We start from the raw sequence: 22,789 nt of genomic DNA on the forward strand, positions 1-22,789 counted from the left end.
CCGCCGGGCGTGAATCGTTTTCTTGAAGAGGTAACGAACACGTGATCCCGGACACGAAGAGCGGCCAATCCGGCCTGCTCGGGTAAGTTTAGAGATGTTGAAATCTGCAGACTTTCAGGGAGAACCCCGCCAATGGCCAAGATTATCTATACCCACACAGACGAAGCGCCGATGCTGGCTACCTACTCATTCCTGCCGATTGTGGAAGCTTATGCCTCGACCGCAGGTGTGGAGGTCGAGACCCGCGATATTTCGCTGGCAGGCCGCATCATCGCCGTTTTCGGCGATTTCCTCACTGAAGAGCAGCGCACGGGCAACGCCCTGACTGAACTTGGCGAGCTGGCAAAGCAGCCGGAAGCCAACATCATCAAGCTGCCCAACATCAGCGCCTCCGTGCCGCAGCTCAAGGCTGCCATCGCCGAACTCCAGTCCCAGGGCTTCGCCCTCCCGGACTACCCGGACAACCCTTCCTCGGACACCGAGACGGACATCCGCTCGCGCTACGACAAGATCAAGGGTTCCGCTGTGAACCCGGTGCTGCGCGAAGGCAACTCTGACCGCCGCGCACCCCTGTCGGTAAAGAATTACGCCCGTCAGAACCCGCACTCCATGGGTGCCTGGTCTGCCGATTCCAAGACCAACGTTGCCACCATGGGCCAGAACGATTTCCGCTCCAATGAGAAGTCCGTTGTGCTCAAGGGTGACGATTCCCTCACCATCCAGCTGGTCCGCGAAGACGGCACCACCAAGGTCCTCAAGAAGGATTTCCCCGTCCTGGCCGGCGAAGTTGTGGACGCTACCGTCCTCCGCGCAGACGCCCTGGACGAGTTCCTCAAGGCGCAGGTTGCCCGGGCCAAGGAAGAGGGCATCCTCTTCTCCGCACACCTGAAGGCCACCATGATGAAGGTCTCGGACCCCATCATCTTCGGCCACGTGGTCAAGGCTTACTTCTCCGAGCTGTTCGATACTTATGGCAAGCAGCTCGCAGCCGCAGGCATCAGCCCGAACAATGGTCTCGCAGCCATCCTCAGCGGTCTTGAAGACCTGCCGGAAGACGTTCGCGAAGGCGTTAAGGCTGCCATCACCAAGGGCCTCGAAGACGGTCCGGCCCTGGCAATGGTGGACTCGGACAAGGGCATCACCAGCCTGCACGTTCCGTCGGACATCATCGTCGACGCCTCCATGCCGGCCATGATTCGTTCCTCCGGCCACATGTGGGGCCCGGACGGCAAGGAAGCTGACACCCTCGCCGTCATCCCGGACAGCTCCTACGCCGGTGTCTACCAGGTTGTCCTGGACGATTGCCGTGCCAATGGCGCGTTCGATCCCACCACGATGGGCACCGTTCCCAACGTGGGCCTCATGGCACAGGCGGCCGAGGAATACGGCAGCCACGACAAAACCTTCGAAGTCCAGGCAGCCGGCACCATGCAGCTGGTGGACAGCAAGGGCAACGTCCTCACTGAGCACCAGGTTTCCCCGGGTGACATCTGGCGCGCATGCCAGACCAAGGATGTCCCCGTCCGCGACTGGGTCAAGCTTGCCGTCAACCGCGCCCGCGCTTCCCAGACCCCGACCGTTTTCTGGCTGGACAAGGGCCGTGCGCACGACGCCAACCTCATCGCCAAGGTCACCGAGTACCTCAAGGAACACGACACCGAGGGCCTGCAGATCGAGATCATGTCCCCGGAGGAAGCAACAGCCTTCACCCTGGAGCGCATCCGCAAGGGCGAGGACACCATCTCCGTCACCGGTAACGTCCTCCGCGACTACCTCACGGATCTGTTCCCGATCCTTGAGCTCGGCACCAGCGCCAAGATGCTTTCCGTCGTTCCGTTGATCAACGGTGGTGGCCTCTTCGAGACCGGTGCAGGCGGATCCGCTCCCAAGCACGTCCAGCAGCTGATCAAGGAAAACCACCTTCGCTGGGACAGCCTGGGTGAATTCCTCGCCCTGGCTGTCAGCTTCGAGCACCTTGCCACCACCACTGGCAACGCCCGCGCCCAGGTCCTTGCCGATACACTGGACCGCGCCACGGGTACGTTCCTGCTGGAAAACAAGTCCCCTCGCCGCAGCGTTGGCGAGCTGGACAACCGCGGAAGCCACTTCTACCTGGCCATGTACTGGGCACAGGAACTGGCCAAGCAGACCGAGGATGCAGAGCTTGCCAAGGACTTCGCTGCCATCGCTGACGCCCTGACCTCCAACGAGGAAGTCATCGTCGGCGAGCTGAACGCAGTCCAGGGTCCCGGCGTCGATCTGGGCGGCTACTACCGTCCGGATGCTGCCAAGGCCGCTGAAATCATGCGCCCGTCAGCTACGTTCAACAAGGTCGTCGCGACCCTGAGCTAGTTCCCAACTGACTCGCAGTTGTGGTTGTTTTGAGAGCTCATAACAACCACAACTGCGGGTCAGTTGCTGTTTAACGCTCGGCCAGGAACCGCTGAGGCGCCACGCCGCCGTCGACGATGTCTTTCAGCACCCGGCCAATAGCCGGTGTGAACTTGAAACCATGCCCGGAGAACCCGGCGCCCACTACCAGGGGTCCAAAGCGATCCAGCACGAAGTCCTCCGTGGGCGTGGTGGTGTAGGTGCAGCTGATGGGAACCGCGGTTGAAGGGTCGACGCCGGGAAGCCACTCTTGGGCGTATCGCACCAAGGCATCGAGCTGCTCGGGTATGGGCTGGAACGTGCGCTCGTCCGGGTCCATGACAGGTCCGACACCATGCCAACCAGCTTTGACGCCTTCGCCTGGTGTGAGCATCCCGTAAACGGGGCTGTACCAGTATTCGTAGGCAGGATCATCCACGTCCGGGCTGTGGTTGAAGCTTGGCCACACCAGCGTATTGTCCAAGGGCGTGAAGTGGGCGGGCTGCTCCTGCGTAACCACCAACGGCGGTAGCTTCGCTTGCTCGCCGATGACCTTGTTCGTCCACGCACCGGCGGTGACTACCACGTTGTTTGCTGTGTACTCGGTCTCGTCCGTCACCACGACCACGCTTTCGGCACCGTCGATGCGGATGTCGTGGACCGGCGTCGAGTATTTGAAGATGGCGCCGCGGGACTCCCCAGCCTTTCGAAGTGCCACCAGCGCATTGGCCGATCGGATGCGTCCGGAGCCCGGAACGAAGAGGACGTCCGTGGCGAAGTTCATGCCTTGCCACCGGTCCATCGCCTCGTCCGCTGAGATGAAGTAGCTCTCGATGCCGCGTTCCTGGTGGGCTGCGCGAATGGTCCGGAGTCGCTCGACGTTGCCGTGGTTCGCCAGCCCCACGAGGTCCAGCAGCGGCGCCCCGGTTTCCGCAGCGAGCTCATCCCAGAGGGTCTTGGCTTCGGCGAGAAGGTCCAGGTAGTCGGCCTCGGCGTAGGCGGTGTTGAAGTTGCGGGTGGCGCCGTGGGAAGCCCCGATGTGGTGACCGGCCTCGAACTGCTCCAACAGGACCACGGACTTACCGCTCCGGGCCAACTGCCAAGCGGCGGCCGACCCCATTGCTCCTCCGCCAACAACTACGACGTCCACCATGCCTGCTCCATCCACCGTTGGCCCACTATCAGGTTCCATTCTGCCCCCTGGTTGGGTTGGCACTTGGTGGGAAGGCATGGAAGATTGGGACGGGTGAAATTCCTTCACCCGTCTCCCAAGTCCTCTGCCCGCGGCGTCACGATCCTGCGCGTGGTGTTTGGCGCACTGATCATGGTGCACGGCATCCAAAAGTTCATGGCCGGGCACGCCGCCTTCGCTGCCTCGGTTGCTGCCATGGGCGTGCAGAAGCCCGAGATCGTCGCCTGGCTGGTTATCGCAGGCGAAATCGGATTGGGACTGCTCCTGGTCCTCGGCGCTTTGACCAGGGTGGCCGGCTTCCTTGCGGCAATCATGTTCGCCGGAATCTGGTTCGTGACGGAAGCAGGCAAACCGCTGCTCACAGACAAGTCAGGAGTCACGGCGGAGCTTCTGATCGTCTACGTTGCCATTTCCGTGGCGTTTGTGTTCCTGGGTCCTGGCGCGTGGTCCCTGGACCGGAAGCTGGCCAGGCAGCCGATGGGACAGAGGCGTTAACACGGTCGGGTTAACTCCCGACGGCGGCACTCACCGCGCGTCGTTCGGGTACCGGATGCCCAACTGTGACCGCACGCCGTCGAACAAGCGCATGACGTTGATGGAGTCCTCCAACGGCATCACGGGACTCTCCGTCAGGCCTTGTTGGATGCACCGGGTCACTTCGCGGAGTTCGTAGGTGTAGCCCACGCCCACCACATCGAACCGTTCATGCCGCGGCTCGTCCCAACCAACACGGATCAGCAGTTCCCGCGGATTGTTCACGGAACCAACGGTCTGCAGATACCCGAGCCCGCCGGCCACTGTTGCAGTCCTGGGTCCATGGGCGGTCAGGGACGACGTCAGCTGCGCCTGGGCGCCGCTGGCGTAACCGAGTGTCAGCGCATTCTGGGTGTCAACGCCGTCCTCGTTCAGGGTGCCGATCGCGGTAACAGACTGTGGGAAGCCCAATGTTCCCAAAGCCCAGAGCAGTGGGTAGACGGTGATGTCCAGTAGCGCACCGCCACCATCATTGAGTGCCCAGATCCGGGCCGAGGGGTCGTAAGGGGCAGGGAATCCGAGGTCCGCGCTGACCCACTGGGTGTGCCCGATTTCCCCTGATGCTGCGATGGAAAAGGCGCGCTGCATGCTGGGCAGGAACCGGCTCCAGACGGCCTCCATGAAGAAGACCTTGTGCTCGCGGGCCAACTTCACCAGCTCGGTGGCTTCGCGGGCGTTGATGGTGAGGGCCTTCTCGCACAGGACGTGCTTGCCGGCCCGCAATGCCGCTGCCGCAATCTGGAAGTGCTGGGCGTGGGGTGTTGCCACGTAGACCACGTCCACGGCCGGATCGTCGAACAACCGCTGGTAGCCGGGGACACCGGCGTCGTTCCCGTAGGCCTTGGCGAAACCAAGTGTGTGCGCAAAAGCGTCCGCGGCTGCCTGGGTCCTGGAGCTCACCGCGTAGAGTTCTGCATCCTCCAGCAGGGAAAGGTCCTGGGAAACGCTGTTGGCGATGTTGCCCGTGGACACCACTCCCCAGCGCAAGCGGCGGCCGGTGGCAGCCCGGGGATCCTGGTTGGTCTGGCTGGACAGCCACGGTTTGGCGATAGGAAGCGTCATGACTGCCATCCTCTCATTCGCGGTCCAGCTAACTGGGGAGTTGCAGCTGCTCCAAATCTGCGATGGTTCCGTTGGATTCGAAGGTGAGCTTCACGTTGACCACATAGGCGCCGGCTTTCTTGAGGTCGGGCACCCAGATTTCTGCAACCCCGGCGTCATGCTCTGTTGTCGCCTGGATTCTGTAGGCGAGGTTATCCGCCTTCCAACTATCGGAGACGTCAACGCCGTCCAAGGACCACGTCAGCAGCATGGGGACGCGGGCCAGCCCCACCAAGTCAACCCTGACGGCTATCGTCCAACCACGGGGATCCTTACCCTGGGTGCTGTCGATAATGATTACTTCCTCCATTGCCTTCACGAGTTCCGCTGCCGCTTGGTCGGCTGGAAGCAGTTCGCCATTCTGGTTGACAGTCACTGGGGGAAGGAGGGCCGGGAGGATGATCAGGGCATCGGGGACATAGCCCTCGAGTACTTTTTGTTCCTTCACAGCGGTGCGATACGCCTGCGACGGAGGGCGGGGGATATCCTTGTTCGCCACGGTGGCGGAACCGGTAGAGGTGGCGGTGGTCGTGGCGGGCGTGGTGGAAGTAGTCGGGGTAACCGTCGGGGTTGTGGGCGGACTGGTGGTTGGATGGGCTGTGGTCGGAGTGGGCTTTGTAGTTCCCGAAGAGCCAGCCAAATTCGCGCTGTAGTCGGGTAGGTTCAGACCAACCGCGGCCGCAGGACTCAGGTTGAGGTCCTTGCCGAGGTCCGCCGGGGCAAAGGCAGCCAAAGACGTCTGCTTGACGATGGTGACGGACTCGATGTTTGCCACGTCTTCGATGTTGGGCGGGAACAGCCGGTCCCACAGGGCGAAGATACTGATGAGGGCCGCCGCCAAGGCTCCCGCCGTAATGACGAGTGCCTTGCCGCTTCGGTACCAGGGAGTGACTCTGCCTGGTTCACGGTGTTGGGGCACGCACACCACCTCCTACGCCTGCTCACAGAATGCTCCGCGTCCAGAAGCGCGTCAACCCGCACTCGCACTCAGTTCCCGAACGTGTCAAGTCATACGAATGGCAGGCGCACCAAAGATCCTCGCCTAGGCTGAGGTGATCATCCCTCGCAGAGGTTCTGTGGGGAGTTACCGAAATGGAGCAGGGATGGGTATTTTTCGGCGCGTCATTTTGCCGGTTGCCTGGCTAGTGGTTTTCGCAATAATTGCGGTGGCTTTGGTCAAGATCGCTTTCGTAGATGGCCTCAAGCCCTCTGATTCCGGGCCGGCGCCCTTGGCGCAAGTGGACATTCCGGTGGTCCCGGCCACGCGAGCTACGGTCACCAATACTGTGGAAATCAAGGGCACCGTCCAGAGCGATGCAGCCGATCCGGTCCGGAGCACGTCCGCGGGCAAGGTCATCAAGGTTTTCGTCGAACAAGGCGCCACAGTGGCCAAGGGCGATGCCCTGTTCCAGGTCAAGGCCGAGCGCGCAGTGACATTCACGCAGCCGTCCAAGGATGGAATGTCCTCGGCACCGAAGCCCGTCTATGACTACTTCGACATCCTTGCCCCCAGCGGCGGTACGCTGCAGTCCCTGACCACGCTGATCGACCAACAAGTGAGCGTCGGGGAAAGCGTTGGGAAGATCGACCCCGGCACCTACACCGTGGCCGGCTCAGTAACCGCCGCCCAGCAGTACCGTCTGCTCGGCAAGCCGGGCCCGGCGGAGATCGCTTTGGTGGGTGGACCGGCGCCGTTCCAGTGCACCGAAGTGACACTGAAGAACAACGCTTCCGACGACGGCGGAGGCGGCTCGGGTGGTTTGTCGTCCACAGGCGGAGGTGCTGGGATGGGCGTCGGCGGGGCAGTGGCAATCCCGGGTGGAGGCGGTGGCCAGTCGCAGGAAGGTGGCACGCCCACGGGAACGCTTAGTTGCGCAATCCCTGCTGGGCATGAGGTCTTCGCAGGCCTTGGAGCGACCATGACCGTCAGCGCTGGAGTCGCCGCTGATGTGGTGACGGTTCCTTTGACCTCGGTGAAGGGCAGCGTGAAGGACGGTATCGTCTGGATAGCGGGCGCAGCCGGGAGCGGCGCAGCGCCCGAGCAGCGCACGGTCCAGCTGGGCCTGAATGATGGTGCGTTGGTTGAAGTGGTTTCAGGGCTGGCCGAGGGCGAGCAAGTGCTTGAGTTCGTGCCCGGGGCTCCAGCTGTCCCAGGTCCCATGATGGGGCCGGGACAAGCCGTCTACGGACCGGCAGGCTGAAGCGCATGACGGGAACAGCAGAGGCAGTAGAAAGCAACAAGGAAACCCTTGTCAGTCTCCGGTCAGTCACCCGTTCCGTGACGCTGCCGGATGAGCAGCAACTGCACATTCTCCGCGGCATCGATCTTGAGGTCCAGAGCGGTGATCACACGGCCATTGTTGGCCGTTCAGGATGCGGAAAATCGACGCTGCTCAACCTCTTGGGCCTCCTGGATGTCCCCACCTCCGGTGAGCTGGAATTCCTCGGCAACCCTGCCGAGCGGCTGAGCAGCAACGCCCGTGCCCGCCTGCGTGGATCAACCGTGGGTTTCGTGTTCCAGCAATTCAACCTGTTGCCGGGCCGCAATGCCCTGGACAACGTCATCACGCCGCTCTTTTACGCCAAAGGCCGCGAGTTCTGGCGCCGGCGTGAACTGGCCATGGACATGCTGGACCGCGTGGGCCTGGCAGCGCGGGCCAACACCATGCCGAACATGCTTTCCGGTGGGGAGCAGCAGCGTGTGGCGATCGCCCGGGCGTTGGTCCGCAGGCCACGGCTAATTCTGGCGGATGAACCAACAGGCGCCTTGGACGTGGAAACCGGACAGGCTGTCATGGCATTGTTGGACACCGTGGCCACGGAAACCGCGGCCGCACTGGTGACCATCACGCACGATACCAATGTGGCCGCCCTGGCACGCGCCTGCTATCGATTGGACGCCGGAGTGCTCACGCCGCTGACAGTTGCCGAAACAGCAGGAGTCAGCGCATGACCGGCTTCATGTCCACGATGGTGGAAGCATGGCAGGAACTCCGGATCAATAAAGTGCGCATCCTCTTGGCCCTCCTCGGCGTGGCCCTTTCCGTGGCAGCGTTGACCTCGGTGGCAGGAATCGGCAGCCTGGTCCGTGAAGGGATCAAGGTGCAGTCCGAACGCAACGGTGGCCGCGTAGCCACCCTGGCATTGAGCGTGAACGGCCCATCTTCGCCTGACGCTGCGAAGCTGGAGAAGGTCTACGAAGGCATTCAACAGCGCTTCGGCATCACCACGTCCACCCATGTGGGCAGGACCCAGGCGGGCTTCCAGTTTCCGCGTGGCGTGACCAACGTTGACGTGACCATCGTGGACATTGGATACGGCATCATCCACCGCGTTCCGCTAACTCAGGGAACCTGGTTCGCCGCCGACGACAACCAACGGCTCGCACCCGCCGTCGTCGTCTCCGAAGCTTTCTACAACCAGGCGGGAATGCCCAACCTGACCACCAGCCCAACGGTGACCATCCCGGGGGATCACCCTGCCACTGCGGTGATTATCGGCGTCGTGCCTGATGCCTATCCGCAGCAACCTCCGGCCGCTTTCATCCTCACCGCCGGTGCCGCAATGACCGGAATGGAATCCCAAATGTCCGAGTTCAAGATGTGGGTGGGCGAGGACCAGGCCGATTCCCTGGCCGCTGCTATTTCCGCGGATCTCCAAGGTCAATTTCCCGGGTATTACGCCCAAGCCAGCCGAATGGACTTCGCCGCCTACGGTGACCCGCTCGGACCGGCCCAGTGGATCGTGGGCGGCGTAGCCGGATTGGTGCTCCTGCTCGGGGCAGTGGGAATGCTCAACATCTCCATGGTCACCGTGCGCTACAGGGTAAGGGAAATCGGCATCCGGCGAAGCTTCGGCGCAACCTCCGGCCGCATCTTCTTCGGCGTCATGATGGAATCCGTCGTAGCCACCGCGGTCGCCGGCCTGGTGGGCGTCATGCTGGCGGTAGCAGTGGTGAAGAATCCCTGGATCGAATCAAAGGTAGCGCCGGGATTGACCGAATACCCGTCCTTCCCCGTCGATGCCGCGCTCCTGGGCTTTGGCGCGGCTGTCCTTGTGGGCGCACTCGCCGGAGCCATTCCTGCGCTCGTGGCGGTGCGCGTCAAGGTCATCGATGCGATCCGCTTTTGACCTCCTCGGTGAGCCGGCCCTGCTGAAGACGGAAGCAGCGGTCCGCTTTCTGCGCCAGGCTGCGGTCGTGGGTGACTACCAGGATGGTGGTGTTGTGGTCGCGGCTCAGTGAGCTCAGCAGTTCGATGATGTGCTCGCCGGTCTGCTCATCCAGGTTTCCCGTGGGCTCATCGGCCAGGATCAGCTTGGGCTCGTTGGCCAGCGCCCTCGCGATCGCGACGCGCTGCTGCTCGCCACCGGACAGGCGATTGATCCGGCGGGACTGCTTTTCCGGATCCAACTGCACCTGCTCCAGCAGTTCCTTGGCCCGCTTCAGCCGTGCAGCCTTGCGGACACCGGCGAACTCCATAGGCAGCATGACGTTGTCCACGGCGCTGAGGTTCGGGATCAGGTTGAACTGTTGGAACACGAAGCCGATATCGCGGCGGCGGTACTCGGTCAGCTTGCTCTCCGGCAGCCCCGCCAAGCTCACGCCATCCACGACGACGTCGCCACTGGTTGGTTTGTCCAGTGCACCCAGGAGGGACAACAGCGTGCTTTTGCCGCTTCCGCTCTTGCCCACGATCGACGCCAGAGATCCCTTCTCCAGCTGGAAACTCACACCATTGACAGGCTTGATGGTCCTGTCACCGGACTTGAACTGACGGACCAGGTCCTTAACTTCAATCACGGCTATTCTCCTCGGAGTACTTCGATGGGACGGATGCGCGCGGTCAGCAAGGCCGGGACCAATGCGCCGATGATGGCCACTGCGAAGACCGCGGCGATGCCTGCAGCGATGACGCCGGGGGAGGCGCTCGCCGTGACGGACGTGAGCAGTTGGGAGGCACCGCCAAATGGACCGCCCTGCCCTCCGGCGAAGCCGCCGCCGGCAAAGCCACCCCCGCCAAAGCCGGCTCCGCGCTGGGTGGTCGGGGCCGCCGTCGTGGTGGTGTTTGAACTGATCAGCGCTGACGCGATACCGCCGCTGGCGAGCGACGCAATAGCCGCACCCACCACGCTGCCCAAGGCCACGAGGACCAGCGATTCAAGGACAAACTGCAGGCCGATAGTGCGGTTCCGGGCACCGATGGCCTTCAACACGCCAATTTCGCGGCGGCGCTCGCGGACCAGCATCACCATGATCAGGAGGATGATCAGTCCGGCTGTAGCCAGTGCTGCAATGAACGCGACCAGGGAGATGTTCTTGACGCTGTCCAAGGAGCTGACCGCGGTTTCGAGGTTGCGCTGGCCTTGGGTGACGTCGGCCTTCCCGGTTCCCAAGGCGGACTGGACTGCCGTCTTGGTGCTGTCGACGTTCTCCATGCTGTTGACCGTGACGATCATCGTGGAGAGTTCGTCGGGAGTTCCCGCCAGGGTTTGGGCTTCCGGAAGGGTGACGTAGACGGCGTTGTTTCCGAAGGCGGTTCCGGCGTCGAAGATGCCTGCAACGGTGAACGTCTTGTCCTGGATGGTGAAGGTGGAACCGGCGGTGAGGTTGTTCTTTTGCGCCAGCGTCGTTCCCACCAGAGCCTTTGCCGCCGCCGAGGTGTAGTCGCCCAGGCCGGTGCCGCTGGTGATGTCCAGGGCCTTGCCAGCGCTGTCAACCTCGGCGCCGATACCCGTGGCCGTAATGGGAAGGGTGCGAACTCGTTGGGCGGTGCCTGTGCCCCCAGTGTTACCCGTGGAGCCGTTGCGGTTGCCGAGGGTGCCGGCATCGATGGCTGCCGTGAGGTTGGTGGTGACCGAAGGTTGCTGCCCACCGGGACCGAAACCACCTTGAGCGGCCTGGGTGGTGCTTGTTTCTGCGGTCGCTGTCTGCAACCGCAGAGCCTTAGTGCCGACCACGGACGTTACGTTACTGACGGCGGCGGCCGTCTGAGCTTGAGCAGCGGTGAGCGGTTCGCCACCACCTTCGAAGCCCTGCCCGCCAGCCGGATTCACCGTCAGGGTGGTGCCCACGGAAGCGTTCAGCTCCTGGACCTTGGCACCCACGGCCTGGTTGGCCACAAGCATGGCCAATGCCAGGCCGATCGCTACGGCAAGCACGGCGACTACCGCGGCCGTTCTGATTTTGTTGCGGAAGGCATTGCCTACGCTTCGGGCAAGGACGCTCACGTTTCTCCTTTGGACCTGCTGAGTTCCGCAGACCGCTGGCGCGCGGGCTGCAGGTCCAACACTGCTGAGCGCTGCTGTGCGGAAAGCCTGCCGAAGCTATGCGTGGGCTGTGAAAAGTGGCGGGCTCATCAAGGAGCCAAAAAACCCGTGCCGGGCTCAGAATCCTGAGCCCGGCACGGGTTCACCGTGCAGTCCCGGTGTCAGTGGGAGAAGTTTGCTGAGATTTCGGCGAGGGTGCGCCCCTTGGTCTCAGGCGCGAGCCATTGCGAGAGGACTGCGCCAAGCAATGCGACGGCGGCGGCTACGACCATGCTTGGGCCCAGGCCGATGTTGCTGATCGCCCATGGCAGGGCGAAGGTGCCCAGTGCGGCTCCGATGCGGCTGAAGGCCGCGGCAAAGCCCATGCCGATACCGCGCAGGTCGCCGGGGAATACCTCGGCCGGATAGACCTGGGTCATCGTGGTGTAGCCGGCATTGAAGAAGGAGAAGGCGAGAAACAGTACGAGCACGATGATCGCTGGTGCGTCCGCCCAGACTCCGATGATCAGCAGGATGCCTGCGCAGAGCCACTGCCCGGGCACAGTGAGGATTCGGCGGCCGAGCTTGTCAATCAGAAGTACGGTGATGACAACACCTGCGGCCGCAAGTGCGGACAGGCCGACTCCACCGGTCCAGCCGCCGAAGCCGAATTGGTCGAGCACGTCGTCGGCGAAGGTCGCGATCGCGAAGTACGGAGTGACCGCGCAGAACCAAAACCCTGAGGTGAAGAGGGTGGCGCGCCAGTTCTGCTTCGAGAACAGCATTCCGAAGGAGGCGCCCTTGATTTTGGTCCTGCTCTTCGCGGCTTGGGCCTCCTGGATCATCCTCAGATCGATCTCACCGGTGATGCTGTCGTGCATTTGGGGCGATTCGACATATCTGTGTGCGATCGCGAGTGCTTCCTTGTGCCGTCCCTTCGTAATGAGCCAGCTCGGCGATTCAGGGAGGCCCATGCGGGCGAGGAACAGCACCAATGCGAGTATCGTGCTGGTGCCAATGACCAGGCGCCAGGGGGTGCCGGCGTCGTGCAGGAGCGTGCCGATGATGAATGCCATCATGAAACCGACGTACCAGGCGATCAGAGTCAGCCCCAGCAATCGCCCGCGCAGCTTCGGAGGGGAGAACTCTGAGAGCAATGGCCCACCGATTGAGTACTCGCCGCCGATCGCGACGCCCATGAGGAACCGGATGACGGCCAGCTGGATCACGGCCCCGTCTCCGGAGGTTACGAAGAACTGGGCCGCTGAAGCGACCAGGAACAGTCCCATGTCCACGAGGAACATGGGCTTGCGTCCGAACTTGTCAGTAGCCCAACCGGCCAGCGGGGAGCCGACGAAGATACCGACCAGCGGGCCCGCGGCGATCATGCCCAGAGATAGTGCGTCGAGCTGGAGCTCTGACCGCATGAGTCCGGTGACGGGGCCGATAATTCCGAGGATGTAACCGTCGAGGAACATCCCACCGATGAAGACAGCGACGAGCCGCACCATAAAGCGGCGTTTGAACTTGGAGCTGGTCTCTTTTGATGTGGAGGTGTCGACGGAGTCCGTCGTCCTGGTCGGATGGATCATTGAGATTTGTTCCCTTCTGGCTTCAGCGCGAACCGTTGACGGCACCAGAGCGCCGTTTCATGGATGCACGGACAGCCGAAGCCCTTAGCGACCGGTGGACGATGCCGACTGACTTGATGCCAGCCGATATGGCCGCGCAGGACTTGCGAGATGATTTCGGGGTCGGCCACATGTGACATATGACTCATATATCAGAACTCTAAGGGTGCGATCCGCCCCGGTCAAGAGCTTGACAAGTTAATTGGTTGTATGTTGCCGCGCCGCAAACTTCGGGATTGACGGACACGGAAGCATCGCGGAAAACGGTTCGGGCAAGCGAAAGCCCCGGCCCGCCGGCTGAATGCTGGCGGACCGGGGCTTGCTGTTGCTTGCTACTGCTTGGTGCTAAGCGGTGTTACTTGGTGATCGGCCCGAGTACCGGATCGTCCACGTAAGCCGTCTTGACGTTGGCTGCCGTCACGATCTGCGGCGGGAGCAGGTAAGCCGGAACAGTCTTGACACCGTTCTTGTAGGAATCCTTGTCGTTGATTTCCAGCTGCTTGCCGGCCTGCAGGTCCTTCACCATGGTGATGGCGTGCTCAACCAGCTTGCGGGTGTCCTTGTTGATGGTGGAGTACTGCTCGCCAGCCATGATCGACTTGACGGACTCAACCTCGGAGTCCTGGCCTGTTACCACGGGGAGCGGCTTGCCGGCGGCCTTGACGGACGTCAGCACTGCACGGGCCAGGGTGTCGTTCGGGGAGAGAACGCCATCCAGGGATGCGGTTCCGTAGCTGCCGGTGAGCAGGGTGTCAGCACGACGCTGGGCGTTTTCAGCCTTCCAGCCCTGGGTAACAGCCTGCTCGAAAGCAGTCTGGCCGGAGAGGACCTTGAGCGTTCCGTCGTCGATCTTCGGCTTCAGCACGCTCATGGCACCGTCGAAGAACACCTTGGCGTTGGCATCATCCGGTGAACCGGCGAAGAGCTCGATGTTGTACGGGCCGGAGGGCTTTTTGGCCTTCAATCCGTCCAGCAGGGCCTGGCCCTGCAGCACGCCGACCTTGAAGTTGTCGTACGCCACGTAGTAGTCCACGTTCTCCGTGTTCAGGAGCAGACGGTCGTAAGCAATGACCGTCGCGCCGGAGTCCTTGGCCTGCTTGAGCTGCGTACCCAGCTGCGCGCCGTCGATTGCGCCAACGATGATGACCTTGGCACCCTTGGTGACCATGGCGCTGATCTGGTTCTGCTGCTCGGACACGCCGCCGTTGGCGAACTGGACGTCGGCCTTGAAGCCGGCACCCTTGAGGCCATCGTTGAACAGCTTCTCCGCGAGGACCCAGTTCTCACTGGTCTTCTGCGGAAGGGCGACGCCGATCAGCGAGTCCTTGGGGAACGCTTCCCCGCCAGCAGTGCTGCTGCTTGAGCCGCTGTCAGAGCGGCCGCAGGCTGTCAGCGCCAGTGCCGCGATGGCAGCTACTGCTGCTGCCTTTCCTGCTTTACCAAACATTCGCATATCTTGGTTCACTTTCTGTGTGGTGGGGTGGAGCGAGTCAGGCGGAAACCGGTCAGGCTTCCTTGGAGATGACCTCTTTGGTGGACGTGGTTTCGTCCGGCTTGAGTTCGTTGTTGCGCTGGAAATTCTTCAGCAGCAGGCCAGTGATGGAGCGCTTGCCCTGGGTCTTGTTGTAGACGTCGAAGGCAACAGCGATCAGCAGTACCAGGCCCTTGATGATCTGCGTGAGGTCGGCGCCTACGCCCAGGAGTTGGAGGCCGTTGTTCAGCACAGCCATCACCAGGCCACCGACGATAGAGCCGATCACGGTACCAACGCCGCCGGTAACAGCGGCGCCACCGATGAACACGGCTGCGATTGCGTCCAGTTCCCAACCGACACCGTCAAAGGGACCGGATGCGGTGGAGCGGCCAACGAAGATCATGCCGGCGAGGCCTGCAAGGACGGACATGTTGAGCATGACCATGAAGTTGACCTTCTTGGACTGAACGCCGGACAGTTCTGCTGCGTGCCGGTTACCACCCACGGCGTAGACGTGGCGGCCCAGGACGGTCTTGTCAGCGATGAAACCGTAGATCAGGACCAGCACGGCCAGGATCAAACCGGGGATGGGGAAGGACGTTCCGGGGCGGCCGGTAGCGAACAGGTACGTGGCGTAGAGGATGGCACCGCAGATCAGGACCAGCTTGGTGACCTCAACCCAGAGCTCGGGGACATCTGCGCCCAGGGCCTTGTTGGTGGCGCGAGCCCGCAGGGACATGAGGACAACGAATGCCGCAGCCAGGATGCCCAGCAACAAGGTGAGATTGTTGAAGCCCGTGGTCGGGCCAATTTCAGGCAGGTAGCCCGAACCCAGGTACTGGAAGTCGCTGGGGACGGGGATGGTGTTGGATTTGCCCACGAACTGGTTGAAACCGCGGAACAGGAGCATGCCTGCCAGCGTCACGATGAAGGCAGGGATGCCCACATACGCTGTCCAGAATCCTTGCCAAGCCCCGATGATCGCACCGAGTACAAGCCCGAAGAGCACGCCCATGTACCAGGGAATACCCCAGTCGCGGATTGCGAGGGCCACGGAGACACCCACAAATGCGGCTACCGAGCCCACAGAGAGGTCGATGTGGCCGGCAATGATGACCAGGACCATGCCGATGGCCAGGATCAGGATGTAGGAGTTGCCGTTGAACAGGTTGATCACGTTGCCCGGGGTCAGCGTCCGGCCCTCGGTGAAGATCTGGAAGAAGACGATAAGTGCCACCAGGGCGAAGATCATGCCGAACTGGCGGGTATTGCCACCAAATAGCTTCTTGAGCGCGTTCATTGTTTTGGTCCTTGTGTCAGGAAGGGGTGAGTCTGGGCCAACAGGTCAGGCGGCCTTGCGGGAGGACGTCATGAGTTTCATGAGGCTTTCCTGGCTTGCTTCGTTTTTGTCCAGGACACCTGTGATGGCGCCCTCGAAGATGGTGTAGATGCGGTCGGACAGGCCCAGGAGTTCGGGGAGCTCCGAGGAAATGACAATCACTCCCTTGCCCTGGTTCGCCAGCCTCTGGATGATGCCGTAGATCTCGTACTTGGCGCCCACGTCGATCCCTCGGGTGGGTTCATCCAAAATCAGGAGATCCGGATCGGTGAACATCCATTTGGCCAGCACGACTTTCTGCTGGTTTCCGCCGGAGAGTTTGGCCACGCCTTCCTCCACCGACGGGGTCTTGGTCCGCAGGGATTTTCGGTACTCCTCGGCAACCGAGAACTCCTTGCGCTCGTCCACCACCGTGTACTTGCTGATCGCGCGGAGGTTTGCCGCAACCGTGGTGGCCTTGATGTCGTCCAGCAGGTTCAGGCCGAGGGATTTCCGGTCTTCAGTGACGTAGCCCAGTCCGGCGTCGATGGCCGCACGGACGCTGCGAAGGTTGACAGGCTTGCCGTCCTTGTAAACCTGTCCCTTGATGTAGCGGCCATAGGAGTGACCGAAGAGCGAGCGGGCAAGTTCCGTGCGGCCGGCTCCCATCAGTCCCGCGAAGCCCACGATTTCACCGCGTCGTACGTAGAAGTTGGAGCCCTTGCAGATCAGGCGATCCTGGATCTGCGGGTGAGCCACGGTCCAGTCCTTGACTTCGAAGAAGACGTCACCGATTTTCGGTTCATGGTCCGGGAAACGGGACTCGAGCGTCCGGCCCACCATGCCTTTGATAATCCGGTCCTCATCGACGCCGTCCCGCTTGACGTTCAACGTTTCGATCGACTTGCCATCGCGAATGATGGTGATCTCGTCGGCAATCTGTTCGATCTCGTTGAGCTTGTGGGAAATGATGATCGAGGTGATGCCCTTGCCCTTCAGCCCCAGGATCAGGTCCAGCAGGTGCTGGGAGTCGGATTCGTTCAGGGCAGCCGTGGGCTCGTCCAGGATCAGCAGGCGGACGGATTTGTTCAGTGCCTTGGCGATTTCCACCAACTGCTGCTTGCCGACGCCAATTTCTTTGATGGGGGTGTCCGGGTCTTCACGGAGTCCAACCCTGGCCAGCAGTTCAATGGAACGCTTCCGGGCCTCTGCCCAGTCGATGACACCCCATTTGGTTGGCTCGTTGCCCAGGAAGATGTTTTCCATGATGGACAGTTCCGGGATCAACGCCAGCTCCTGGTGGATGATGACGATGCCCGCGGCTTCGCTTGCGCGGATGTCCTTGAATTGCTGCGTCTCGGCCATGTACACGATGTCGCCGGTGTAGCTGCCGTGCGGGTACACGCCGGAAAGGACCTTCATCAGGGTGGATTTTCCAGCACCGTTTTCGCCGCAGATTGCGTGGATCTCGCCGGCCTTTACGCGCAGGCTCACATTCGACAAGGCCTTCACGCCGGGGAATTCCTTCGTGATCGAGCGCATCTCCAAGAGGATGGGTTCGTCTTGCGTGTCAGGGGTTGTTGTCATTAGCCCTTACGCCTCCAATGCATGACTTCGTTGTCGCTCCCCAAACGGCGGAGCTGTCTGATGAAAAAGTAAACTGGATCACCTATCTTGTCGTCAAGACTTGAACACAAGATCCAGCTAACGATTTCGTTACCTACCAGTAATTCCAGCGTGTTGGAACACTAAAGCAGCTGCTCCAAGTGCTTCCGCACGCGCTCCCAAGGACGACATTGCGAGGTGTGTTGTTTCGCCTACAACGGGCACAGCGTGACGAACGAGCCCCCTTCGAATGGGGTCCAGGAGGAGGCTGCCGAGGCCCGCCAATGGTCCACCCACGACGATCACTTCAGGGTTGATCAAGTTGGCGACGTTGCCCAGTGCGCGCCCCACGGCAAGGCCTGCGTCATCCACGACGCGCTGGGTTGCGGAGTCACCTGCGAGGCAATTCCGGACGATGTCCTGGGGCGTTAGTGATGTCTCCTTGCCGCGGCCCAGCAACTCAATCATGGTGGTGGTGGAGGCGATGGTTTCGAGGCAGCCGCGGTTCCCACATCGGCACACCAGCCCGTGCTCATGGATGGTCGCGTGGCCGATTTCGCCCGTGATACCCACATTCCCGTAGTAGGGCACGCCGTTGAGAATCAGGCCGGAACCGATACCGGATCCGATCTTCAGGAACATCAGGTTGGATACGCCGCTGTGGGGTCCCCACGTCACCTCTGACAAGGCTCCGAGATTGGCGTCGTTGTCAACAAATACGGGGCAATTCAGGGCTTCTTCGAGCCTGTGGAGGATGTCGATTCCCACCCATTCGGGCAGGATGGCGCCTTGGGCAACAGTCCCTGTTCGGCGGTCAATCGGGCCGGGGATGCCCGCCCCTGCGCCCACCACCGCGCTCGGATCGATGCCATTTTCCGCCAGCAACCGCCCCAGCAAACGGACTGCAGCCGCAATGCCTTCCTCCGCATGGTGGCCCAAGGGAAGTTCAATGAAATCCTCGGCGATGACGTGATAGCCGAGCGATGCCAGGACCACCCTGAGGTGGCGTCGGCCGAAATCAATCCCGACGGCGACCGCACCGTTGCTGTTCAACCTTACGTTGGTTGCCCGGCGGCCGGAGCTGGTGGTTGGCTCGGTGGAAACGAGGCCTGCGTCCTGCATGATTTTCACGATGTTGGACACCGTGGCGGTGGAGAGTCCGGTCTGCCTGGAAAGCTCGGCTTGCGTTGACGGCCCGCTCAGCAAGCACTCGATAATTCGTTGCTGGTTCAGGTGCCGGAGCGCGGATTGCGAGCCGGGTTTTCGTGGTTGGCTCTTCGTTGAGCGCTGCATAGCGGACATGACAAGAAGATTGCCCCAAAAGCAACCTTGTAGTCAAGAAGTGAACACAACGCAACAAGCTTTCCCGACATACTCCAACGCAAGATGTCCTCAGTCCTCCGGTTATGGGGCCTGTTTTGCGTGCAATGCGTCCCGGTTCGCACGCCTCCGGGTCCAAATGCCCCGGTCCACTTGTCAGACCACGGGCCTACTCTGGAAATAAGAAGACTTCCGGCCCTCTGCGGTCCGGTACCCGGTGCAACCAAGGTGGTAATGATGCTGCTATCCGTCCTGCAGGCCAACGCTTCCGTCCTGGACGTTGAGGCGAACCTGCGCACAATCGACGACGCCGCCCGGCGCGCCACCCAGGCAGGGGCCGGCTTACTCCTCACCCCGGAGCTCTTTCCGGTGGGCTACGCACCGCTGCGGCTTCACGCCGAATTCGATCCGGCAACGCTTCCGGGCATCCGCGAACGCCTTTCCGGCATCGCCCGCCAGCACAACATCGGACTCGTTTACAGCCTCCCCGCGCCGGCTCCCGAGGACAACGGATGGCACATCACCGCCACACTCGTGGACGCCAACGGCACGGAACTCCTCAACTATGCCAAGGTCCACCTCTTCGGTGCGGAGGAGCGCAAAGCGTTCGTGGGCGCCCAAGAACCTCCCGCCGTCGTGGATTTCAACGGGATCCGCACGTCGATGCTGATTTGCTATGACGTTGAGTTCCCGGAGGCAGTCCGGGCGGCGGCGACCCGCGGGGCCGAACTCCTGCTGGTCCCAACGGCGTTGTCAGTGGGGTTCGACAACGTGCCGCAGGTGCTCATCCGTGCCCGCGCGGTGGAGAGCCAGCTCAACGTTGCGTACGCCAACCACAGTGGACACGAGGACATGTACAACTTCCTCGGCGGCAGCGTTGTTGCCGGCCCCGATGGCTCGCTGCTCGCTGCGGCGGGGGAGTCGGCGTCGCTGCTGTTCGCGGAAGTGGGCACGGAGACGGTGAAAGCCGCGCGCGATGAAGTCCCGTACCTGCGCGAACGACGCCCTGAGCTCTACCGAAAATGGGAAGAGAGCGTTTAGACCCCCTCGGACCCGGACAACCCGGCAACAAGCTCGTCCGCATACTGCAGGGCGATCCACAGTTCGGCCCGGACCTGCGCCTGGTTCAGGTCCATGTCGAGCAGCTCGCCGAGGACGCCGATTTGCCGACGGACGCTGTTGCGGTGGAGGCCCAGCACCTTGGCGGAACCGTCCCAGCTGCCGTTTTCGCTGAGCCAGCCGCGCAGTACTGACAACAGCGGGTCGCGGCGATCAGGTTCCAAGGACAACACTGGGGCCAGGAGTCGCTCGGCCAGCATGGTCCCTGCCTCACGTCCCAGAAGACCAGTCACCGACCACTGCACTTCCTCCACTCGTACACTCTTTCCGCTGGACAACACCCGGCTCCGCAGCGAACCCACCCGCTGATAGGCCGCGGCTAGCCCGGTGAGTTCGGTCGGCTCGCCGATCGCCAGCCTCCACCCAAGCTTCTCGACGTCGGCAAGCAACGCATCATCCACCTTCAAACGGGTGATGGCAGCGAAACCGTAGTCGGTAATTTCCACGAGCTTCGTATCGAACAGCCTCCGCCACTGCAACAGCTCACGGACAGGTCCGTCACCGGCAGGCCAGTCAGGCGAGTCCGCCTTGATGCCCTGCACCACGCGCATTTGGCCCGAGCGGGTGGAGGAGAGGCTTTGCGCCAGCAGGTCCTTGAGACCATTGACGTGTTTGGTGCCGCCCGTGGCTAAGGTGTCCGGATGCAGGAGCAGGGCGGTGGCAAGCTGGCTCGGAGCAAGTGACCCGCTTGTTCGTTGCCGGACCAGCAACTCCAGCAAACCCACCGCCGACTGCACCACATTGTTCTGCGCGGGCGTCAGCGGAGAGTCCGAGCCAAGAATCAGCGCCCCGAGGTTCGCGTCCTTGGTACTGCGCAGAGGATGACCAAACACCAAGGAAGACCCGGGCTGCTCGAAACCGTCCATCTCCACGCGCGGTCCGCTGCCGGTCAGCAACCGTTCCAGCAGCGGCGCCAACAAGGAATGCTCGACGCCGGTGCTGCCGCCGGCATTGTGCCCGCGCGCCCGGACCCGTCCGTCTGCCCCGACCAGCAGCGCCCACACGGGCACACGCTGGACGAGGGCTGCCAGTAATTCGTGCTCCGGCCTGGGGGAGAGGACTGCCCGCATGAGTTGGCGGTTGGTTTCGGCCAGCTGCCGGAATACGCGGGCATTGTCCGATTCCAGGAGCTGGGAGAACTCCAAACCGATCGCGGCGAACGGCACGGACTCCGGGACCTCAAGCAGGGTGAGGTTGTGCGTGCGGCAGGCGTCGAGGAGGACGTCGGGGACGGCGTCGAAATATGGCCTGATGCCGAATCCGAGCGCCGCCACCTTCGCACCCACCAGCCGCCGCACATAGGCGTCCACGCTGGCCGCCGAGCCGCCCTTCCCAAGGAAAGGCAGCCCGGCGGTCAGCAGGAACTCGCCCTCCGGAAGATATGGGGTCGGGTCCTCCAGCTCACTGGGTTCCACCCAGCGCAGCAGCGAGGCGCCGCTGCCGCCGTCGTGAAGCATTTTCAACTCGGGCGGCAGCTGCTCCAGGAACTGCTCAAGCGTGACGAAGCTGAGGCGGGCGGTGGCGGTCTCAGGCAACATTGTCCTGCCCGGCGGTTGCCGGCTCCTGGTAGTCGGGGCACTCGTAGGCGGCGTCTTCTTGCGACGGGCCGGCGTAGACGCGCGGCAATCGCGGGGCAATCCTGTTGATGATTTCATCCCCGTGGCTGCCGATCGCAGCACCCCAATCGTCGGCGCTAGCCGCACCGGTGGCCGGGTTGCCGAACAACACCGCAGTGTCGCCGACGTCGATCCCGGTCGCGTCAGGCCCGAGGTCCACCATGAATTGGTCCATGCAGACCTTGCCGATAACCGGGACGCTGCGGCCTCCGATATTCACCACCGAGCGGCCGCTGATGCCTTTCGGAATGCCGTCCGCATAGCCGAGGGGAATGAGCCCCAGGTAGCGGGGTTCGTAGGTGATGGCCTGATGCTCGTAGCTGACGCCCGTACCGGCGGGGACCTTCTTGACCATCACCAAGGGGGCCGTGACGCTGAGGGCCGGCCGCAATCCGAAGTCGGTCGGGTTGAGATGGTCTGCGGGAGCGAGGCCGTAGATTGCGAGGCCAGCCCGGACCATGTCGAAGTGGAATTCCGGGCGGTCCAGGATGTTTGCTGAGCTGGAAACGTGCCTCAGTTCGGGTTTGAGTCCGACTTCACGCGCCTCACGGACGGCGTCCTCGAACTCCGCAACAGCGCTGGCGTTCCCAGGATGCGCGGGCACATCGGCCCACGCCAAGTGGGTCCAGATGCCGCGGACCAGCACGGTGCCGTCCACTTCCGCCTTCCGGGCATGCGCCACGAGTTCGGCCCAATCCTCCTTGCGTGCCCCGCCCCGGCTCAGCCCGCTGTCCAGTTCAAGATGTACGACGGCGGGACGGCTAAGGCGTTCGGCGATGCCTGCCAGCACCTGGAGTTGGTGGACGCTTCCGAGGGACACATCGATGTCGTTTTCCAATGCTTCCAGGATGGTGTCGCTGGTCTGGGATGCCAGATAGAGCCACGAAAGGATCGGTGCCGTGATGCCGGCTTTGCGCAGGGCGATGGCCTCGGTGAGCTGTGCAGTTCCGAGCCAGTCGGCGCCGGAAGCAACGGCCGTGCGGGCTACTTCCACGAGCCCGTGACCATAGGCGTTGCCCTTGACCACGGCCATGAAGAGCGGTGCGTCGGTGCGGTTCTTCAGGGCCTTGATGTTGTCTGAAATAGCGGACAGGTCCACTCTGACCTGACCGGAGAGGGCCAGTGAGCCGCCCTCTTGGTACTGTGCAATACGTCTCATGGTTGAACACTATAGGTCATTTTGCACCGTGGTGAGAGGTGGCTCACATGCCAGTCTTGTGGAGGGGAAATCGAAACTACTTTGAAGGGACGTCAAGGGTGACT

General features: G+C 62.4%; 18 protein-coding genes. 6 read left to right on the forward strand and 12 right to left on the reverse strand.

What is annotated here, in order from left to right:
* Window positions 1–132 precede the first annotated feature (132 nt).
* Window positions 133–2,352 (forward strand): NADP-dependent isocitrate dehydrogenase, encoded by a 2,220-nt coding sequence (locus tag VUN82_06305; protein ID XAS73451.1) that lies wholly within the window; start codon window positions 133–135, stop codon window positions 2,350–2,352.
* Between the two features lie 70 nt (window positions 2,353–2,422).
* Here VUN82_06305 and VUN82_06310 read toward each other — a convergent pair whose 3' ends face one another.
* The gene (locus tag VUN82_06310; protein XAS73452.1) at window positions 2,423–3,562 is read right to left on the reverse strand and encodes an FAD-dependent oxidoreductase; all 1,140 of its coding nucleotides are present in this window, start codon (window positions 3,560–3,562) and stop codon (window positions 2,423–2,425) included.
* 54 nt (window positions 3,563–3,616) lie between these two features.
* Here VUN82_06310 and VUN82_06315 point away from each other — a divergent pair, with 54 nt between their 5' ends.
* The gene (locus VUN82_06315; GenBank protein ID XAS73453.1) at window positions 3,617–4,057 is read left to right on the forward strand and encodes a DoxX family protein; all 441 of its coding nucleotides are present in this window, start codon (window positions 3,617–3,619) and stop codon (window positions 4,055–4,057) included.
* 30 nt (window positions 4,058–4,087) lie between these two features.
* Here the strand turns inward: VUN82_06315 and VUN82_06320 are convergent, their stop codons facing one another.
* Entirely contained in the window at window positions 4,088–5,158 is a 1,071-nt protein-coding gene (locus tag VUN82_06320; protein ID XAS73454.1) for a Gfo/Idh/MocA family oxidoreductase, read from the reverse strand.
* 28 nt (window positions 5,159–5,186) lie between these two features.
* Window positions 5,187–6,116: a hypothetical protein gene (locus VUN82_06325; protein ID XAS73455.1), complete on the reverse strand. Its 930-nt coding sequence runs from the start codon at window positions 6,114–6,116 to the stop codon at window positions 5,187–5,189.
* 184 nt (window positions 6,117–6,300) lie between these two features.
* Here VUN82_06325 and VUN82_06330 point away from each other — a divergent pair, with 184 nt between their 5' ends.
* Genes VUN82_06330 through VUN82_06340 form a run of 3 tightly spaced genes read left to right on the forward strand, consistent with a single transcriptional unit; the run spans window position 6,301 to window position 9,328 of the window.
* The gene (locus VUN82_06330; protein ID XAS73456.1) at window positions 6,301–7,398 is read left to right on the forward strand and encodes an efflux RND transporter periplasmic adaptor subunit; all 1,098 of its coding nucleotides are present in this window, start codon (window positions 6,301–6,303) and stop codon (window positions 7,396–7,398) included.
* Window positions 7,399–7,403: 5 nt separating this feature from the next.
* Window positions 7,404–8,150, forward strand: coding sequence for an ABC transporter ATP-binding protein (locus VUN82_06335; GenBank protein XAS73457.1), 747 nt, complete (start codon window positions 7,404–7,406; stop codon window positions 8,148–8,150).
* The gene (locus VUN82_06340; GenBank protein XAS73458.1) at window positions 8,147–9,328 is read left to right on the forward strand and encodes an FtsX-like permease family protein; all 1,182 of its coding nucleotides are present in this window, start codon (window positions 8,147–8,149) and stop codon (window positions 9,326–9,328) included. The genes VUN82_06335 and VUN82_06340 overlap by 4 nt, the downstream gene beginning before the upstream one ends.
* Here VUN82_06340 and VUN82_06345 read toward each other — a convergent pair.
* The 7 genes from VUN82_06345 to VUN82_06375 form a co-directional block, all read right to left on the reverse strand.
* A complete protein-coding gene (locus tag VUN82_06345; protein ID XAS73459.1) occupies window positions 9,306–9,998 on the reverse strand; it encodes an ABC transporter ATP-binding protein in 693 nt (230 codons plus the stop codon). The genes VUN82_06340 and VUN82_06345 overlap by 23 nt on opposite strands.
* Before the next feature lie 2 nt (window positions 9,999–10,000).
* Window positions 10,001–11,425 carry an FtsX-like permease family protein gene (locus VUN82_06350; GenBank protein ID XAS73460.1) on the reverse strand — a complete coding sequence of 475 codons (1,425 nt, stop codon included), beginning with the start codon at window positions 11,423–11,425 and terminating at the stop codon, window positions 10,001–10,003.
* A gap of 200 nt (window positions 11,426–11,625) precedes the next feature.
* Window positions 11,626–13,035: an MFS transporter gene (locus VUN82_06355; protein XAS73461.1), complete on the reverse strand. Its 1,410-nt coding sequence runs from the start codon at window positions 13,033–13,035 to the stop codon at window positions 11,626–11,628.
* Window positions 13,036–13,429: 394 nt separating this feature from the next.
* The gene (locus VUN82_06360; GenBank protein ID XAS74626.1) at window positions 13,430–14,527 is read right to left on the reverse strand and encodes a sugar-binding protein; all 1,098 of its coding nucleotides are present in this window, start codon (window positions 14,525–14,527) and stop codon (window positions 13,430–13,432) included.
* Between the two features lie 52 nt (window positions 14,528–14,579).
* Entirely contained in the window at window positions 14,580–15,848 is a 1,269-nt protein-coding gene (gene mmsB / locus VUN82_06365) for a multiple monosaccharide ABC transporter permease (protein ID XAS73462.1), read from the reverse strand.
* Window positions 15,849–15,893: 45 nt separating this feature from the next.
* Entirely contained in the window at window positions 15,894–17,453 is a 1,560-nt protein-coding gene (mmsA, locus tag VUN82_06370) for a multiple monosaccharide ABC transporter ATP-binding protein (protein ID XAS73463.1), read from the reverse strand.
* A gap of 129 nt (window positions 17,454–17,582) precedes the next feature.
* Entirely contained in the window at window positions 17,583–18,773 is a 1,191-nt protein-coding gene (locus VUN82_06375) for an ROK family transcriptional regulator (protein XAS73464.1), read from the reverse strand.
* A 252-nt stretch (window positions 18,774–19,025) separates the two neighbouring features.
* Between VUN82_06375 and VUN82_06380 the strand changes: the two genes are divergently transcribed.
* Window positions 19,026–19,832, forward strand: a complete 807-nt coding sequence (locus tag VUN82_06380; GenBank protein ID XAS73465.1) for a carbon-nitrogen hydrolase family protein — start codon at window positions 19,026–19,028, stop codon at window positions 19,830–19,832.
* On the opposite strand, the gene VUN82_06385 is transcribed toward VUN82_06380, so the two are convergent.
* Both VUN82_06385 and alr read right to left on the reverse strand, forming a co-directional pair.
* Window positions 19,829–21,448: a PucR family transcriptional regulator gene (locus tag VUN82_06385; protein ID XAS73466.1), complete on the reverse strand. Its 1,620-nt coding sequence runs from the start codon at window positions 21,446–21,448 to the stop codon at window positions 19,829–19,831. The genes VUN82_06380 and VUN82_06385 overlap by 4 nt on opposite strands.
* Window positions 21,438–22,685 (reverse strand): alanine racemase, encoded by a 1,248-nt coding sequence (gene alr, locus VUN82_06390; protein ID XAS73467.1) that lies wholly within the window; start codon window positions 22,683–22,685, stop codon window positions 21,438–21,440. Before alr ends, VUN82_06385 begins: the two co-directional genes overlap by 11 nt.
* Between the last annotated feature and the right edge of the window lie 104 nt (window positions 22,686–22,789).

This window comes from Micrococcaceae bacterium Sec5.1 (genome assembly GCA_039636795.1).
Classification (GTDB): Bacteria; Actinomycetota; Actinomycetes; order Actinomycetales; family Micrococcaceae; genus Arthrobacter.